Below are 15,672 nucleotides of genomic sequence, written 5' to 3'. Positions count from 1 at the left end.
ACTCTGCCGGGCCCATGGCGCTAATCCCATGCTGGAGCTGCATCAATTCCGTCATTCAGCGTTTTGCCTCAAGGTGCGGATGGTGCTTCAGGCCAAGGGGCTGAGCTACCGAACCGTTGAGGTCACTCCTGGGATCGGCCAGGTGGCCGTGTTTCGTTTGTCCGGACAACGCCAGGTTCCGGTTCTGGTGGATGGCGACACGGTGCTGGCGGACTCCAGCACCATCAGCCGCCATCTAGACCTGGCTGGGGGAGAGCCAGCACTCTTGCCGGCTGATGCGAAACAGGCCGCTCAGGTGCATCTGATTGAGGATTGGGCGGATACGACCCTGGCCGCCGGTGGGCGTGCGTGCCTTGTCCAGGCAGCCGCCCTGGATCCCGAGTTGCGGGTGGCATTGCTGCCCGACGATGTTCCTGATCCCCTCCGCTCTGTGATGGGTGCGATTCCTGGCGGTTGGGTCAACAGCGTCAGTGAGCTGGTGAATCAGGGGGAGCGGACAGCTCTGTTGGCGAGTCTTGAACAACTGGCGGCCTCGGTTGAGGCCAGTCCCTGGCTGGTGGGTGAAACCATGACGATGGCTGATCTCGCTGTGGCCGCGCAGCTCTCGCTGTTGCGTTTCCCTCAATCGGCCGGTTCTCCGCTGGCGGGGCGCGGTGTCCCGGGGCTGAGCGATCACCCCAAGTTGCAAGCGCTTTTCCAGTGGCGCGATCAGCTTGAACTCAAGTTGATGGAGCGGACCCTGGAAGAGGTGTGAAGCGCAGCCTGTAACGGTGGGTCGCGACGGCTCGATCCCGCAGCGTCTGACCGGGAGCGGCATAGCGGGCCTGCCACTGGTCGGCACAGATGTCGACGTCGCAGCGTTTGTAGAGGCTGAGGGTTTCGATGCGGCTCAGCCTTGGCGGGCCGGGGGCATGCAGGATTTGCAGAACGAGCTCATCGGCTAGAAAGCCGCCATCATCCAGGGTTTCCTGTCGCCGACCGGTGACGCTGGTCTCCAGTCGCAGATCACCCTTGAGTTGAGCCATCTGACGATTGGCGCTGTCCGGATCGTCTTCCACCCGCAGCAGCTGATCGCCGAGCAGGGCTTGGCCGATGGCGAGGGCGTTGAAGGCGCGATCTCCCACGAGGCGCCCGTCCGCATCAGGGCTGAAACGGGCCTGATGGATGAGCGGCGGTGCGTCCGGATCATCGAGATCCAGGCTTTCGACCTGCCAGAGCCCTTTAAACCAGGAGGGATACACCAGATCATCGTCGTTGCTCGGCCGGGGCAGAGGGCTTGGCAGGTTCCATTCAGGCCAGCTGCTCAGGCGAGCTTCCAGCACGGAGGAGGCCCACGCAGGTGCAGCCATGAGCAGGATGGTGAAGCACAGCAGCAGGGCCAGCAGCCGTTGTTTCATGTCTGATCCCTTGATCCGTGCCTGTGATGACTACGTGGTGCTGGAGCCGGGCAAGCCAGAGCAGTTGCTCAGCGCTGCCGACACGTTGACATGGCTGAGCGATTGGCTGCGATCGCTCGACCAGCTCCCCGCTGATCTACGCAATCAACCGACGGTCCAGGCCGCGGCGCAACGCTTGCTCGACACGGCCTGCGATCTGGAGATCAGCCCAGGGATGACGTTGCAGTGGTTTGCGGTGAGGCTGGAGCCACCTGCCAACTGACGATTCACGATGTTGTCTTGAACCCGTCAATCGTCGTTACTGATCTGAACAGGGATTCGGAGTGATGCCTTTACGTTGAAACGAGAGTTCGACGCTGATGCATGGCATTGACCAGGCGCTCCTTCCTTCTCCGCAGCGGTGTGACAGCTGCCGGCCTGATTGGTAGCCATTCCTGGGCAGAACGATTGAATGCCCAGGCTGTCAGTGACAACACATTCTTCGCTCAGATTGATTCCGTTTCGATCCCATTAAGAGATTGGTCTGGGTTCACTGTTTTTGGTGGTTCGGCTGATGTTCTGGCTCCAAGAACAGAAGGCGACGTGGTTGAGATTGTCAGACATTGTCGTCAACAAAATCGCCAATGTCGTGTCGTAGGTCGAAGAACATCCTGGAATACCAAGTGGTATGGCGATGGCGACACATTGATGTTGTCAACTGCACATCTTGATGCACTGAGTTTCGATCAAGACGCCGGAACTGTGACCTGTGGCCCAGGTGTTTTGTTGGAAACAATTCACCGTGAGGCATGGGCCAGAGGGCTCACTCTGTCCAATGCTCCAGCACCACCGTGGGTGACGATTGGAGGAGCCGTCTCAACCGGAAGCCACGGCAGTTTGATGGGCGGAAGCCTTTCGTCCAGGCTGACGCGTTGTCGACTCGTTGTCGCCGACGGGTCCGTTGTTGAGATGAAGTCTGATCACCCTTATATGGATGCAGCCCGGATTTCGCTGGGCATGTTGGGGGTAATGACACAACTCACGCTTCAACTTGATCCGGCCTACCGCCTCAAGCTTGTGCAGCAACCGATGGCCACTGCTGACTGGCGGCAGGCCTTGGTGGATAGCGGGCCGATGTCATTTGTCCATGCCAGTACAAGGGATCCAGCCTCAACACTGTTCAAAGTTGTGCGAGAGGCCTCCGTTCCGCCCCTGAGTGATGAGGTTGTCACTGGTGAGGATGCTCATGGACAGTTCTGGATGTCAGGACCGGCCCATCTGGTGGTGATGAATTTTCAACCTCCCTCCCCGACGATTGCGGGTTCTGAATGGGCTGTTCCAATCGAATTGTTTTCGAGTGTGATGGAGGCGTTTCAGTCCCTGGACCTCTCCTTGCCGTCCATGGTTTGGCTTAAAAAGGTGATGGGTGAGTCGTCCTTGTTGGCCAGTGGGAATGACCCGCAAAAAGTGTATGTGGAGTGTGGCGCTTATCACGATGTTGCCGGCAGCCAAAACCCTAGAAAGATTGTCGAGATGGTGAGAAAAGTTGAAGCCTTGATGCTTGCCTACGGAGGGCGACCCCATCTCTCGAAATTGATCTCGATGACCTCTGGAGAAATGTTGAAGGTGTATCCAGCGTTGACGCAATTTCAGGAGATCCGTCGACAACTCGACCCGCAAAATATGTTTTATACGCAGCGTCTTGCCAAGCTGTTTGGTTGATGTTCAGATCATCAATCTCTACGACTCTTTGTGGGATCTTTCAACAATGTTGGTAGTAATTGCATGATCCCATCGGCCACCTGCTCTGGTGTTTCTTCCTGGATCACCACGGTTAGATCGGCCTCTGCGTAGAGAGCCCGTCGTTCACTCAGAAGAGTCTCGACGGCCGCAGCGGGGTCTGGCTGCTGCAACAGAGGTCGGGCGGTGTCGTCGGCTCTGAGGCGCTCCAGCAGCTGTTCCTGGGCCACATCCAGCCAGATCACGATGCCGTGGTGCAGCAGCCCCCAGTTTTCGAGCTGGGTCACCACGCCACCACCGGTGGCCACCACCAGGGAATGGCGTTGGCTGATGGCGCTGAGCACCTGGGTTTCGATGGCGCGGAACCCCGCTTCGCCATCGCTTTCGAAGATCTCGGGAATGGTGCAGCCGGCGGCCTGTTCGATCACCGCGTCCGCATCAACAAAGCCGTAGCCAAGCCGTTCTGCCAGGGGCCTGCCCGTGCTGCTTTTGCCGCTGCCCATCATCCCCACCAAATACAGGCTTCGTCCGGCCAGGGTCTGTTTCAGGGAGGGGGCGGTTTCCGCCATAGCTCGAAAACGGCGTTAGCTCATTAGGATGCCCTCCGGCCGGAACGTCACATGACTGAAACGAAGTCGACTGCACGGCACGGCCAAGGCCGCGGCTGCGTGATCACAAGGCGGGCCACGTTCAGTGCATCCCATCGTTATTGGTTGCCAGAGCTCTCGGCTGACGACAATGCGGCTCGCTTCGGACCCTGTGCCCTGGCCCCTGGCCATGGGCACAACTACGAGCTGATCGTTTCGATGGCGGGTGGCCTTGATGCCGATGGCATGGTGCTCAACCTTTCTGAGGTGAAGCACTTCATCCGCAGCGAGATCACCGGCCAGCTCGACTTCCGCTTCCTCAATGAGGCCTGGCCTGAATTCAACCTTGCAACGCCGGAGGGGTGTCTCCCCACCACCGAAGCGCTTGTGCGGGTGATCTGGCAGCGGCTGATACCGCACCTGCCGATCACAGCACTCCGCCTTTACGAACAACCGGGCCTCTGGGCCGACTACCTCGGACATCCCATGGACGCCTTCCTCACCATCCGCACCCACTTCGCCGCTGCCCACCGTCTGGCTCGCCCGGAACTGAGCCAGGAGGAGAACGAGCGCATTTACGGCAAATGCGCCCGACCCCATGGCCATGGCCACAACTATTTGGTTGACGTCACCGTCCGTGGTGCCATCGATCCCCGCACCGGCATGGTCTGCGACCTCTCGGCGTTGCAGCGTTTGGTGGACGATCTGGTGGTCGAGCCTTTCGACCACACGTTCTTGAACAAGGACGTTCCCTTCTTTGCCGAGTGTGTGCCAACGGCGGAGAACATCGCTCTGCACATCGCCGATCGCCTCTCCACCCCGGTGAAAGCCATCGGTGCCCAGCTTCACAAGGTGCGTTTGCAGGAAAGTCCGAACAACGCGGCTGAGGTGTACGCCGAAGCTCCTCAGCTGGAGATGACGCCTGCATCCCTGGAGGCCGTCGCGGCGCTCTGACCGGCTGATGCAGACAGTCCGGTTGGTGCTGGCCGTCAGCCTTGATGGTCGCCTTGCGCCACCGGGCGGTGGGGCTGCCCAGCTGGGAGGGAGCGGTGACAGACGGGCTCTGGAGGAATCCCTCACCTGGGCTGATGCCTGTCTGATCGGAGCTGGCACCCTGCGGGCTCACCGATGCACCTGTCTGATCCGGGATGCGGATTTTCTGGAAACGCGTCGTGTTGCCGAACGTCCTGATCAACCCGATGCCGTCGTTGTCAGCCGGCAGAACAACTTTCCTGGCAACTGGTTGTTTTTTCAGCAGCCTTTGCGGCGGGTGCTGCTTGGCCCGCAACCAGCAGAGACCGGTTTTGACGGCTGGGTGGAGCAGGGTGAATCCTGGGTTGTCTCCCTGAAACGCTTGCATCAGCAGGGATATGCCCGACTGGTGGTCCTTGGTGGCGCTGAGCTGGCGACGTCGCTGCTGGCGGCGGATGCCATCGACGAACTGCAGCTCACGCTGACGCCACGGCTGCTCGGGGGTGAGCACAGCTGGGTTGCCTCCGGGGCCCGGATAGGTAGCCATCTGCCCCAGGCCCTGGCTGCAACGGGAGCCTGGCAGTTGAACGCCTCGAGCTGCCTGGGTGGTGATGAGCTGTTGCTGCGTTACAGCCGTCGCCATCAGCTTGGAGATCGCTGAGAATCCCCCATTTAGGGGATTCTCAGTTGGAAGAATCTCACTAATCTCCAGTTGCACAGCACCTGATTCAACGAGGCCATGGGACGCAAGAGCAAGAGAAAAATCCGTGGCACAAGCGGTAGCGATGAGCTCACCGGGTCGAAAAAGAAAAATTTGATCTGGGGCTACGAGGGTGACGACGTCATCGAAAGTGGTGAGGGCAAGGACAAGGTTTGGGGTGGTGAGGGAGACGACACCATCGTCACCGTCGATGGCGGCAAGGGTCACGTGAAAATCATGGATTTTGAGCTCGGCGACAGGATCGAGTTCTGTGGCTGCGCGTCCACCGTGATCGAGATGAAGGGCAACGACGCCTGGATCATGAAGGGAGAGGACGTGAAGGCTGTGGTGAAAGGGGTGAATGCAGATTTGCTGAATCTCGACTTCGCAGCTCGGGAGATCACGATGGTCAGCGACCCGATGGCCTGATCTCAGGCCACGCCAGGTTCTCCAGGCTGGTGGCCGGCAAACCGAGCATTTTGCCGAGACAGCGTTTGATCACCACCTCACCGTCATCTCCGATCCGGCCTGAGATCAGCTCGGTGATAACCCAAGTTCCCGGCCGCTGCGACTGGTCTCCTCAATCAGACAGACGGTCGCCGGCCGTGCCATCGACTGGCAACTGTCATTCACCAGGTTCTGGAGGGCAGACAGTTCGCTGCTCACCAGCTTCAGGCATTCGTCCTTGAGTCGTTCTTCCAAGCGTGGACGCATCACATCCAGCATGGGGCGTAACAACCCAGCGGCTGCAGGGTTGGCCAAGGCGGCACTCATCCCCACCAGTAGGCATGCCAACGAAAGGCGTACAGGAACGTTGCGCTGGTTAGGGTCGGCCAAGAGTCGGATCCAGCTGCTGCCTGCATGACTCCACTTTCCGCGCGTTGGCATCGTTCGATCCGGGAGATTCCGGAAGACCACTGGACGGCGTTGGTGGGTGAACAGGCGATTCCGTTTTACCGCTGGAGCTGGCTTGATGCGCTGGAGCGCTCAGGCAGCGTTGTGCCGGATCAAGGCTGGCAGCCGTTTCACCTGGCGCTTTGGCGCGGTGATCAACCCGTCGCTGTGGCGCCGCTGTATCTCAAGGGTCACAGCTACGGCGAATTCGTTTTCGATCAAACCTTTGCACGCCTCGCTGCAGATCTTGGGCTTCGCTATTACCCGAAGCTGCTGGGCATGAGTCCGGTCAGCCCGGTGCTCGGCTACCGCTTTCATATTCGTGAGGATGAAGATGTCGCCCAGCTCACGGCGGTGTTACTCCGCGCCATCGATGCCTTCTGCGAGCAGAGCGGCATCCTCAGCTGCAATTTTTTGTATGTCGATCCGGAATGGCGGCCGTTCGCTGAGGCGGCGGGGTGCGCTCCCTGGCTGAACCAGCAGAGCCTCTGGAGTCGTGGAGATGATCAAAGCTTCAACGACTACCTCAAAGGCTTCAACGCCAACCAGCGCCGCAACATCAAGCGGGAACGCAAGGCGGTCACCCAGGCGGGCATCACGGTGACGCCACTCACAGGTGATCAGTTGGATCTCGAGCTGCTGCAGACCATGCATGGCTTCTATGAACAGCACTGCGCCCGCTGGGGGCCATGGGGCAGCAAATACCTCGAGAAGTCGTTTTTTGACTTGCTGGCGGATGGTCAGCGCGATCAGGTGGTGCTGTTTTCAGCCCATCGCGGTGATCCGAGGGAACCCGTTGCCATGTCGATGTGCGTGCACGACGGCCAGCAGCTCTGGGGCCGCTACTGGGGCAGTGAGGAGGAGATCGACTGCCTCCACTTCGAGGTCTGCTACTACGCGCCGATCGAATGGGCGATCGGCCAAGGCATCAACAGCTTTGATCCAGGAGCAGGCGGCAGCCATAAGCGCCGGCGAGGGTTTGTGGCCCGTCCCCACGCCAGCCTGCACCGCTGGTACCAGCCCCAGATGGATTCCTTGATCCGAGCCTGGCTGCCCAAGGTGAATGGTTTGATGCTCGAGGAGATCGATGCGATCAACGCCGAATTGCCCTTCAAGGCGGACGCGCCAAGCCTTGGTTTGTAGGTTGAAGAGATGATCAAGTCTCCGGACTCCCCTGCCGCGTTGACGGCCGCCATCGAGGCCCTCGATGAGCGTCTGTCCCAGCGCTTCATTGCGCTGGACCCCAGCGGCTACTTCCTGATCAAGGTTGATTCGGAGGCCGGTGAGCTGGTGCTGGAGCACTTCGGCAACACCATCGATGAGAAGGGTCTTGCCCGCGATTCCGATACCGGTGAAGTGCTGAGCTGCAAAAAAGGCGGCAATGGTCCTCGCGCTGCTTCAGCGGTGTATCGCGGCCGCAGTGCCAAGCAGATCGGCATTCAACTCACCGAAGGTGATGGCCCCCATCCGCTGAGCTGTCTGGATCATGCGCTGTATCTCGGCCGTGAACTCCAGAAAGCCGAGCAGTGTTTACGGGAAGGTCGCGTTTATGTACAGGATTGATGCAACTCAAGCTTTTCTACGGCTGAACGTTTGTCTTGGGCTTTCCCCAAACATGATTCGAAAATCGCGAGCGAAGTGATTGGGAGCTGTGAATCCGCATCGTTTCGCAATGGAACTGATTGATTGAGTTCCCAGTCGTTGCTGCTGATCAGGATCCCTTAGCAGAGTTTGCACTTGCTCCAGCCGAATCTGTTTCGGCAATTGCATCGGGGACTCCCCAAATTGTTCACGGCTTGCTTTGCTGATTGAAGACGGCGATTTCAGTAGTGTTTTGCTGTGGGCCGCCAGGCAGGTCGTGGCGTGGGAATGGCGGCTACCAAAGCGATACGCTCACTGGCGGTCAAGGCCAGAATGTGTTCCTCCTTTCAAGAGAATTATCAGGAGAGTCTGATGTCATTACAGACTTCAATGTCAATCAAGATGGCATCGGCCTCACCAAAGCAGTCGATCTCATCTTCAGCCAGGAAGGCGACGATTTACGGATCACAGGCCTTTATGGAGTGAACACTTTGCTCCAAAATATTCGGAAGGATGATTTCCTGGCGAGCTTCCCGGACAATCTTGAGATAGTGCCAGCTGCTGAGGTTTATGTGATCTGATCTTGCGTTGCCTGAATTGTGCGTCGTATCTAGAAGGAAACAGAGTGAACGCTCAGTTCAGGAATGGGAGAGCGACCAGCGGCACGTTGGAAGCCAACAAATCAGGACGTCGTCCATTGGTTATTGGTACGAAAAAGCCGCGAAATCCATAATCCCCCAACTGAGGGATGACAAACAACTTGCTTAGGTACAGGATAAAAATAGTGTCCAATCCGTGCTCAATGCGTTCTCCTCAGACGACTGCCGCTCAAAGCTGGAGTGAGTGGAATGAGAGCTTGATCGCAGGGCGCCGCAAGAGAGGTGCACTGCTGCGGGATGACGAGATCGGCGGTACGGCTTCAGCGGATGTGATCGACGCCGGAGTCGGTGACGACGTGGTGGAGAGCGGAGAAGGAGCTGATGATGTCGATGGAGAAGCTGGAAACGACAGCATCGAGGCCGGAGCTGGTGACGACAGCGTGGATGGCGGAGCTGGAGCGGATGAAATCGAAGCCGGTGGTGGCGATGACGTGGTGGATGGCGGAAACGGCGACGACACCTTGGAAGGCGCCAAGGGTGATGACACCCTCGATGGCGGAAATGGAGACGACCTACTGATTGGTGGCTCTGGAGGGGATACCTATGTCTTGTCCCGCGGGGACGACACGATTCAGGGCTATAAGGCCGGCGATCAGATTGTTCTGTCGCAGGAGCTTGTGGATGCGGGATTAAGCCGCGACGCGGTGGTGGTGGAACGCACCACGATTGATGGCAAGGAAGCAGCATTTTTGCGTATTGAAATCGCTGGCGAAAGCTTCACCACCAAGGTCATCGGCATCAGCGAACAATCAGTTTTAGAGTTCGAGGAAAAATCTGATTTTGACCTCGTGGTGAACGGAAGTCATAGCAATGACGTCTCACATGGCAACAACTATGCATATCCATCAGGTCACGAAGATAAATTTTCTGAGGGGACAGTGACCTGGACCATAGGCGATAAAAGTGATCAAAAATTCGAGCCCGAAAACAAGGATCAGGCAGAAAAAATTGATGGAAAAGGTGGAGATGACTATATTTTCGCCAACAAAGGCGACGACTACATCGAGGGCGGTGCCGACGATGACATCCTCTATGGAAACAGCGGAATTGATACAGTTCTAGGCGGCCCAGGTAATGACAAAGTTAACGGAAACAATGACGTCGACACCATCAAAGGAGGACTAGGTGACGACACATTGAACGGCGGCGATGGCAATGACAGAGTTATAGGTGACCAGGATAATGATCATCTTTATGGAAATGAAGGAAAGGATATTTTATTAGGTGGTGCAGGTAGTGACATTCTGAATGGCGGTGATGGCGACGATGAACTAACGGGTGATGGGAACGGCATTGAATCTCAGAACGACAAATTCAAAGCCAGCCCAGGCAACGACACAATCACAGATTTTGAATATGGCGATGAAGGAGATCAGCTCATAGACAGCAATGACTACGAATGGGACAGAGGTAGTGTTGAATTAGATACTGACAACGAGACAGCAACAATCAATGTTTTAAGCAAAACAAGTGGCGAAGTAGCAGGAACAACGACTGTGATATTTAAATCAGGATACGATAACTTCAAAGTTGACGTCGAAGAACTAGACAATCCTGGCTTCCCACCGTCCGTGGGAGCCAGCGATCCTGACTCAGAATTGATCTACAAAGGGGAGGTAGATGGCAATAACTCTTTCGGTGTCAATGGTGGCGGAGAAAACAATATAATCAACGTTGAAGGAATCAGCGAGTTTGCCGACTTTTACGTAGCAGACGATGAAAAGTACATACCATCAAGCAGCAGAAGTAAGCCAACTGAGGCCACATCAACTGACAAATTCAAAATTGACGGAGGCGGTGGCAATGACGAAATCGAGGCTGGCAGCAATGATGACTCCTTGCATGGAGCCGCTGGGAATGACACCATCATTGGCAACGAAGGTAATGACACCCTTGGAGGTGGAGCTGATGATGACACCCTTTATGGCGGAGATGGCAATGACTCAATGAGAGGCTGGAATGGTAAAGACATTTTGGATGGTGGAGCTGGTGATGACACCCTTTATGGCGGAGATGGCAATGACACACTCAATGGCGGGGATGGATCCAATCAATTCCTAGCAAGTAAAGGAAACGACAAGATCGAAGGCTTTGTCTATGGTGTTGATGCACTTGTATCTCCTACCAGTGAAAACGTGAATTATGTATGGGATAGAAAAAATATTAGGCTAATCGAAGACACAAATAATGTAGAAGTGGATGTTTTATTGATAGAGGGAAGCGACCAAGTCGTTGGGACGGCAACAATCACAGTCAAAAATTATGACGAGTTCAAGGATTACTACGACGCACTAATAACACCTGGGTTCGAACCATCTTTGGGGGCCAGCGATCCAGACACCCGGTTAATCTATAAAAGCGATAATAAAGACTTTGAGGCGATAGGAGGAAAAGAAAATAATATAATCTCCGTTGAAGGAATTAACGAGTTTGCTAATTATTATTATGATTACAAAGAAAGATATGATTCGGAAGTCGGACCAGAAAAGCCAAAAATAGCGACATCAGATGATTCATATTCGATTGATGGCAAACAGGGGGATGACTCCATTACAGGTGGCAACAAAGATGACTATTTACATGGGAATGTTGGAGATGACAAACTCGAAGGCGGACTTGGCAATGACAGACTTCTTGGGGGTAATGATAATGACACAATTGAAGGGGAGGAGGGAAACGACAAACTTTTTGGGTGGGACGGGGAAGACAGCCTTGATGGCGGAAATGGAGACGATTATCTGAAGGCTGAGAATGGAGATGACACCCTTGCAGGTGGTAGTGGAGATGACATCCTCGATGGTGGTAGTGGAAACGACACCTTCGATGGTGGCGTGGGCAACGACTCACTCATTGGTGGCGATGGATCAGATCGATTACGTGGACTTGGAGGAAACGATACTCTTCAGGGAGGAGCTGGAGATGATTCTTTTTTTGCGAGCACAGAAAATGATTTAATTGAGGACTTTACCTTTGGTGAAGATAGCCTAAAGGACTCTACATATTATATCTGGGATCGAGACAATCCCAGTTTTGATAAAGAAAAACAGGAAGTTGTTATTGACGTACTAAAAAAGGACGGAAACGAAATGGTTGGCACAACAACCATTAAAGTCAAGAACTATATTGACCTTATCGAAGTCATCAATGAAGGTAAGTTTCCTCCAAGCGGCGCAAGTGACCCTGGCACTATTCTTGCATATGCAGGCCCAGGAAAAGGTCAAAAAAACAATCAGTTCGTAGTTGACGGGGGAAGCTTAGGTAACCCAATTGATCTCGTCAGTATCAATGATTTTTCAGACTATTATCAAAATGATGACTTTAGATATGTTAATGAATCAGGTTCTCCTAAGCCTACTTCAATAGCAGAAAATGATGCACTAAGTATCAATGGGGGAGGAGGGCAAGACACTATTAAAGGTGGAAAGTCCGACGACACAATTAGTGGTGGCAACCACAGCGATGAAATTGACGGAAATGATGGAGATGACAAATTAATTGGCGGCGGTAATCAAGATTTACTGATTGGTGGAGATGGTAAAGACACATTAAAAGGTAAAAACGGAGCTGACGTCCTTGATGGTGGAGATGGCCATGATATTCTGTATGGATCAGGAAATAATCAGTCAGGTAAAAATACATACAACGATGTTTTTGTAGCAAGCCCTGGTCAAGATAAGATTGAGGACTTTGTCTTTGGTTTACACGAATTAGAAGACGGCAACTCTGGCGGCAGCTCTTACATATGGGAGCGAAAAAATTCAATTTTTAATGAAGAGGAGAGCACAGTCACCATTGCTGTTGCAAATAATTCAGGAGAAGAGGTAGGCAAAACGATCATTAAAGTCGAAAATTATGAAGAGATGATCGAATTCAAAGAAGATAATGATCTCGCTGGCTTTCCAATCGTTGGCGGTGACAACGGCTCAGAAAGTGGCAGCGGTTCTGGCAGTGGTGAGGCCGGCGGCAACGGAGGCTCCGGGGAAATTATCCCCCCTGACTTAGGCAATCCTGTTGATCCGGAGGGTCTGCCCGAGGGTGATGTCTCAGGTGGCAATAATCTGCCTGGAGATGAGGGAACAAACGGTGGTGATTCAACCATTGATTCCAATCTCATTGATTCCATTCCAGATGATGGCAATCAACTGAGAGCCATCACGCTGGAAGAAAACCCTGATCCAGAGTCCTTTGGTTATTTCACAAAAGGTGATGGATCGGATCAGACCATCAAGGGTTCCTCTGCAACCGACATGTTGAGAGGCCGGAATGGAAACGACCGACTCGTTGGCAAAAATGGCAATGATTATCTCTATGGCGGCGGAGGTGATGACACATCATTAGGAGGAGCAGCAACGGATGTTTTGCTTGGCCGCAAAGGTGCTGATGTCCTGAAAGGGGGTAAGGGTAATGATTTGCTGTATGGCGGCTACCAAAACGACACGCTCACAGGTGGTAAAGGCCAGGATGTGTTCCTGCTTTCAAGAGAGTTACCAGGAGAAAGTGACGTCATCACAGATTTCAATGTCAATCAAGATGGCATCGGCCTCACCAAAGCAGTTGATCTCATCTTCAGCCAAGAAGGCGACGATCTACGGATCACAGGCCTTTATGGAGTGAACACTTTGCTCCAAAATGTTCAAAAGGATGATTTCCTGACGAATTTCCCGGACAATCTTGAGATTGTGCCAGCTGCTGAGGTCTACGTGATCTGATCCGGCTTTGCCTGAATTGTGCGTCGATTCTCGGTAGGCATTTGCCGAGTACGGCGTCTGATCTTCAAAAAGGTTGAGTCTTGATGCAGGAATGATGCGGCTTAAGTGTCATCAGGTTGGAATGTTTGGCTTCCGAACGCCTAAAGTCGGATTCGTGGTGACAAGAAAGGGATTTCTTGCGGTATAGAGTTACCTAAAAAGCAGGCAAAATAGATATATTTAAAAGCATCTAGTTAAGATGCGATCTCACTAATTGGTTCGCTTATGTGCTGATAGATTGTTATTGGCTCAGCATATTTACTGAAAAGCGTTGTTGATTTGGGGTGATTAGGTTGTGACCAGCTCCAGCTCTTTCTCGCTGAAGTTATTGGTGGTGTTTCCACCGTCAACACCTTGCAGCCCGTAGTAATTGCACTTTTCAAATCGAACGGTGATGGGGTAGCGCGACTTGGTGGGTTCTTTTTCGCGAGAGGCAACAACGCCCACTTCGTTGTACCAGTAGGACTCTTTGCGTTTGATGCGAACCTTTGATCCTTTCACAATCGCGGTCATTTCTGCCAGCCGATTGCTTCAAGTCTGAGCAGCGCCCACATGTGATTCAGTCAGAAATGATGGAGATGCGCGTATCAGATGAACGAGAAATGCGGTCTGCTGCGCTTTGTAGTGAAAACAGCTGATCAATGCCGCCGGTTGCTAGTTGGGGCTGATTGACGGGTTCGGTTGTCTAAAGCTGAAACCAGATCTACACGGTCTGAAGTTCTTTTGTTGCTGTGGGCTCTTCCGGTGGCAGGCATTCCAGCTGCTCGCGGATCTCCCGTTGCACGATTGAGCGATACTCCAGGAAATGCTCGTTGTGGGCCAGAACCACTAGGAACTGTTCAAGCAGGGCAGGGTTCTGGCGGGCCATCCCCACCATGTAGCGCCAGAAACGTCCGCGGGTGTCGCGCTTGATCCCCTGGCGCCAGATCACGATGCTCAGAGCTTTGATATCTGTGAAGGTTGGCAGTTTGGCGGCGGCTTTCCAGCGGGGTGCGCCCATCTTCAGGTAGTAGCTGTACACCCGATCCATGTAGGCATTGGGCTCGTAGAGCGCGCAGAACGCTTCCACGTATTCGTTGGCGATGTCGCGGATCGGCCGGGTGGGCTTGAAGTTCAGCAGGTTGGTCTGGTTCACACCCTTGGCGGCATCTTCACCCTGAATCAGGCGACCTTCCCGTTCCAGTCGTGCCCAGAGAGCTGTCTTGGGAAGGGCCTGCAACATGCCCATCATCGCGGCGGGGATGCCCGTGCGGGTCACGAATTCAACGATCCGATGGCCTGCGCCATCCTTCTCGCCGTCGAAGCCGATGATGAAGCCCGCCATCACCCGAATGCCGTTGGCCGTGATTCGGTCCACAGCCGCATCCAGTGGATTGCGCGTGTTCTGAATCTTCCGGGCGGTCTCAAGGCTTGATTCGTCGGGGGTTTCGATGCCGAGGAACACGCTTTCAAAGCGGGCGTCGTGCATCATCCGCATCATCTCCTCGTCATCGGCGAGGTCCACCGAGGCTTCCGTCGCGAAGCTGAACGGATAACCACGCTCTTCCTGCCAGGTGCGGATCTGGGGGAGCAGCAACTTGGCGTTGCGCTTGTTGCCGATGAAGTTGTCGTCCACCAGGAAGATGGAACGACGCCAACCCAGGTCGTAGAGGTACTGAAGCTCCGCCACCAATTGCTCGGGGGTTTTGGTGCGGGGCTTGCGGCCGTAGAGAACGATGATGTCGCAGAACTCGCAGTTGAACGGGCAGCCCCGTGAGAACTGAACGCTCATCGAGTCGTAGGCGTCCAGCTGCAGCAGATCGAAACGGGGGATCGGCGTTGCCGTTACATCCGGTTTGTCGCCTTCCGAGGTGAATCGCCCACTGGTTTCGCCGCGCTCGAGTGCATCGAGGAACATCGGCAGGGTGATTTCCCCTTCATCAAGGATCTTGAAATCCGCTTTGTCGAGTTCCGGTGCATCCGGTGTGGAGCTGGCAAAGGGTCCGCCGATGGCCACGGGCAAGCCGCGTTGTTTGGCACGGCCGATCTGGATGGCCATGTCGTCTTTCTGAACGATCATCCCGGAGATGATCACCAGCTCAGCCCAGTCCCACTCCGCTTCCGTCACCTCTCGCACATTGCGATCAACCAGCTTCATCTCCCATTCCTGAGGCAGCAGTGCTGCCACGGTGCACATTCCCAGGGGTGGAAGCAGAACCTTGCGGTTCACCAGTTCGAGGATCTTCTCGTAACTCCAGAACGTCTTCGGGAATTCGGGATAAATAAAGAGGGTGCGCATGTCGGCGAACGGAAGCGATTGGACGGTCCGGACGGCCCGGCTTGCGTCCACCTGTGAGACAGGTGACACGAGTTAACGAACCTTAAGCGCAACTTCCAAGCGCTAGTTCAATCTCTGGTCTAATAGTGGCCACCTCC

General features: G+C 54.7%; 16 protein-coding genes. 10 read left to right on the top strand and 6 right to left on the bottom strand.

Going from position 1 to position 15,672, the window contains the following annotated elements; genetic code table 11:
- Positions 1–28 precede the first annotated feature (28 nt).
- Positions 29–754, top strand: a complete 726-nt coding sequence (locus SYN9616_RS0109820) for a glutathione S-transferase family protein (protein WP_028952920.1) — start codon at positions 29–31, stop codon at positions 752–754.
- On the opposite strand, the gene SYN9616_RS0109815 is transcribed toward SYN9616_RS0109820, so the two are convergent.
- Positions 720–1,397, bottom strand: a complete 678-nt coding sequence (locus SYN9616_RS0109815; protein WP_028952919.1) for a DUF6816 family protein — start codon at positions 1,395–1,397, stop codon at positions 720–722. The genes SYN9616_RS0109820 and SYN9616_RS0109815 overlap by 35 nt on opposite strands.
- Between SYN9616_RS0109815 and SYN9616_RS0109810 the strand changes: the two genes are divergently transcribed.
- The gene (locus SYN9616_RS0109810) at positions 1,396–1,659 is read left to right on the top strand and encodes a chlororespiratory reduction protein 7 (protein WP_028952918.1); all 264 of its coding nucleotides are present in this window, start codon (positions 1,396–1,398) and stop codon (positions 1,657–1,659) included. The two genes, SYN9616_RS0109815 and SYN9616_RS0109810, sit on opposite strands and share 2 nt — an antisense overlap.
- A gap of 101 nt (positions 1,660–1,760) precedes the next feature.
- A complete protein-coding gene (locus SYN9616_RS0109805; RefSeq protein ID WP_028952917.1) occupies positions 1,761–3,098 on the top strand; it encodes an FAD-binding oxidoreductase in 1,338 nt (445 codons plus the stop codon).
- Positions 3,099–3,109: 11 nt separating this feature from the next.
- On the opposite strand, the gene SYN9616_RS0109800 is transcribed toward SYN9616_RS0109805, so the two are convergent.
- On the bottom strand, positions 3,110–3,685 hold the full coding sequence (locus SYN9616_RS0109800; RefSeq protein ID WP_028952916.1) for a shikimate kinase: 576 nt from the start codon (positions 3,683–3,685) through the stop codon (positions 3,110–3,112).
- Between the two features lie 51 nt (positions 3,686–3,736).
- Here SYN9616_RS0109800 and SYN9616_RS0109795 point away from each other — a divergent pair, with 51 nt between their 5' ends.
- From SYN9616_RS0109795 to SYN9616_RS0109785, 3 genes are all read left to right on the top strand, one after another.
- Positions 3,737–4,657, top strand: coding sequence for a 6-carboxytetrahydropterin synthase (locus SYN9616_RS0109795; RefSeq protein ID WP_028952915.1), 921 nt, complete (start codon positions 3,737–3,739; stop codon positions 4,655–4,657).
- Between the two features lie 7 nt (positions 4,658–4,664).
- The gene (locus SYN9616_RS0109790) at positions 4,665–5,336 is read left to right on the top strand and encodes a RibD family protein (protein WP_028952914.1); all 672 of its coding nucleotides are present in this window, start codon (positions 4,665–4,667) and stop codon (positions 5,334–5,336) included.
- A 78-nt stretch (positions 5,337–5,414) separates the two neighbouring features.
- The gene (locus SYN9616_RS0109785) at positions 5,415–5,804 is read left to right on the top strand and encodes a hypothetical protein (RefSeq protein WP_051411005.1); all 390 of its coding nucleotides are present in this window, start codon (positions 5,415–5,417) and stop codon (positions 5,802–5,804) included.
- A gap of 105 nt (positions 5,805–5,909) precedes the next feature.
- On the opposite strand, the gene SYN9616_RS15640 is transcribed toward SYN9616_RS0109785, so the two are convergent.
- A complete protein-coding gene (locus tag SYN9616_RS15640) occupies positions 5,910–6,212 on the bottom strand; it encodes a hypothetical protein (RefSeq protein ID WP_232200282.1) in 303 nt (100 codons plus the stop codon).
- A 24-nt stretch (positions 6,213–6,236) separates the two neighbouring features.
- Between SYN9616_RS15640 and SYN9616_RS0109775 the strand changes: the two genes are divergently transcribed.
- Together SYN9616_RS0109775 and SYN9616_RS0109770 are read left to right on the top strand one after the other, a co-directional pair.
- Positions 6,237–7,412, top strand: a complete 1,176-nt coding sequence (locus tag SYN9616_RS0109775) for a GNAT family N-acetyltransferase (RefSeq protein ID WP_028952912.1) — start codon at positions 6,237–6,239, stop codon at positions 7,410–7,412.
- Positions 7,413–7,421: 9 nt separating this feature from the next.
- The gene (locus SYN9616_RS0109770; RefSeq protein ID WP_028952911.1) at positions 7,422–7,832 is read left to right on the top strand and encodes a DUF4346 domain-containing protein; all 411 of its coding nucleotides are present in this window, start codon (positions 7,422–7,424) and stop codon (positions 7,830–7,832) included.
- A gap of 6 nt (positions 7,833–7,838) precedes the next feature.
- On the opposite strand, the gene SYN9616_RS18215 is transcribed toward SYN9616_RS0109770, so the two are convergent.
- The gene (locus SYN9616_RS18215) at positions 7,839–8,039 is read right to left on the bottom strand and encodes a helix-turn-helix domain-containing protein (protein WP_028952910.1); all 201 of its coding nucleotides are present in this window, start codon (positions 8,037–8,039) and stop codon (positions 7,839–7,841) included.
- A 38-nt stretch (positions 8,040–8,077) separates the two neighbouring features.
- Here SYN9616_RS18215 and SYN9616_RS15635 point away from each other — a divergent pair, with 38 nt between their 5' ends.
- On the top strand, positions 8,078–8,431 hold the full coding sequence (locus SYN9616_RS15635) for a hypothetical protein (protein ID WP_156918755.1): 354 nt from the start codon (positions 8,078–8,080) through the stop codon (positions 8,429–8,431).
- Between the two features lie 275 nt (positions 8,432–8,706).
- Complete coding sequence (locus tag SYN9616_RS0109755; RefSeq protein WP_037990916.1) at positions 8,707–13,218, top strand: calcium-binding protein; 4,512 nt, start codon at positions 8,707–8,709, stop codon at positions 13,216–13,218.
- A 327-nt stretch (positions 13,219–13,545) separates the two neighbouring features.
- On the opposite strand, the gene SYN9616_RS0109750 is transcribed toward SYN9616_RS0109755, so the two are convergent.
- The gene (locus tag SYN9616_RS0109750; RefSeq protein ID WP_037990914.1) at positions 13,546–13,770 is read right to left on the bottom strand and encodes a photosystem I reaction center subunit IV; all 225 of its coding nucleotides are present in this window, start codon (positions 13,768–13,770) and stop codon (positions 13,546–13,548) included.
- A gap of 190 nt (positions 13,771–13,960) precedes the next feature.
- Entirely contained in the window at positions 13,961–15,535 is a 1,575-nt protein-coding gene (locus SYN9616_RS0109745; protein WP_028952906.1) for a B12-binding domain-containing radical SAM protein, read from the bottom strand.
- Positions 15,536–15,672 lie beyond the last annotated feature (137 nt).

The sequence above is a fragment of the Synechococcus sp. CC9616 genome (genome assembly GCF_000515235.1).
Taxonomy (GTDB): Bacteria; Cyanobacteriota; Cyanobacteriia; order PCC-6307; family Cyanobiaceae; genus Parasynechococcus.
The sequence above is the reverse complement of the archived record's forward strand: the minus strand, read 5'-3'. Positions and strand labels throughout refer to the sequence as shown.

What these genes read in the sequence shown, in the direction of transcription:
- SYN9616_RS0109820 (WP_028952920.1), top strand. Translation starts at nt 29, where the DNA reads ATGCTGGAGCTGCATCAATTCCGTCATTCAGCGTTTTGCCTCAAGGTG.
- SYN9616_RS0109810 (WP_028952918.1), top strand. Translation starts at nt 1,396, where the DNA reads ATGTCTGATCCCTTGATCCGTGCCTGTGATGACTACGTGGTGCTGGAG.
- SYN9616_RS0109815 (WP_028952919.1), bottom strand. Translation starts at nt 1,397, where the DNA reads ATGAAACAACGGCTGCTGGCCCTGCTGCTGTGCTTCACCATCCTGCTC.
- SYN9616_RS0109805 (WP_028952917.1), top strand. Translation starts at nt 1,761, where the DNA reads ATGGCATTGACCAGGCGCTCCTTCCTTCTCCGCAGCGGTGTGACAGCT.
- SYN9616_RS0109800 (WP_028952916.1), bottom strand. Translation starts at nt 3,685, where the DNA reads ATGGCGGAAACCGCCCCCTCCCTGAAACAGACCCTGGCCGGACGAAGC.
- SYN9616_RS0109795 (WP_028952915.1), top strand. Translation starts at nt 3,737, where the DNA reads ATGACTGAAACGAAGTCGACTGCACGGCACGGCCAAGGCCGCGGCTGC.
- SYN9616_RS0109790 (WP_028952914.1), top strand. Translation starts at nt 4,665, where the DNA reads ATGCAGACAGTCCGGTTGGTGCTGGCCGTCAGCCTTGATGGTCGCCTT.
- SYN9616_RS0109785 (WP_051411005.1), top strand. Translation starts at nt 5,415, where the DNA reads ATGGGACGCAAGAGCAAGAGAAAAATCCGTGGCACAAGCGGTAGCGAT.
- SYN9616_RS0109775 (WP_028952912.1), top strand. Translation starts at nt 6,237, where the DNA reads ATGACTCCACTTTCCGCGCGTTGGCATCGTTCGATCCGGGAGATTCCG.
- SYN9616_RS0109770 (WP_028952911.1), top strand. Translation starts at nt 7,422, where the DNA reads ATGATCAAGTCTCCGGACTCCCCTGCCGCGTTGACGGCCGCCATCGAG.
- SYN9616_RS18215 (WP_028952910.1), bottom strand. Translation starts at nt 8,039, where the DNA reads ATGCAATTGCCGAAACAGATTCGGCTGGAGCAAGTGCAAACTCTGCTA.
- SYN9616_RS0109750 (WP_037990914.1), bottom strand. Translation starts at nt 13,770, where the DNA reads ATGACCGCGATTGTGAAAGGATCAAAGGTTCGCATCAAACGCAAAGAG.
- SYN9616_RS0109745 (WP_028952906.1), bottom strand. Translation starts at nt 15,535, where the DNA reads ATGCGCACCCTCTTTATTTATCCCGAATTCCCGAAGACGTTCTGGAGT.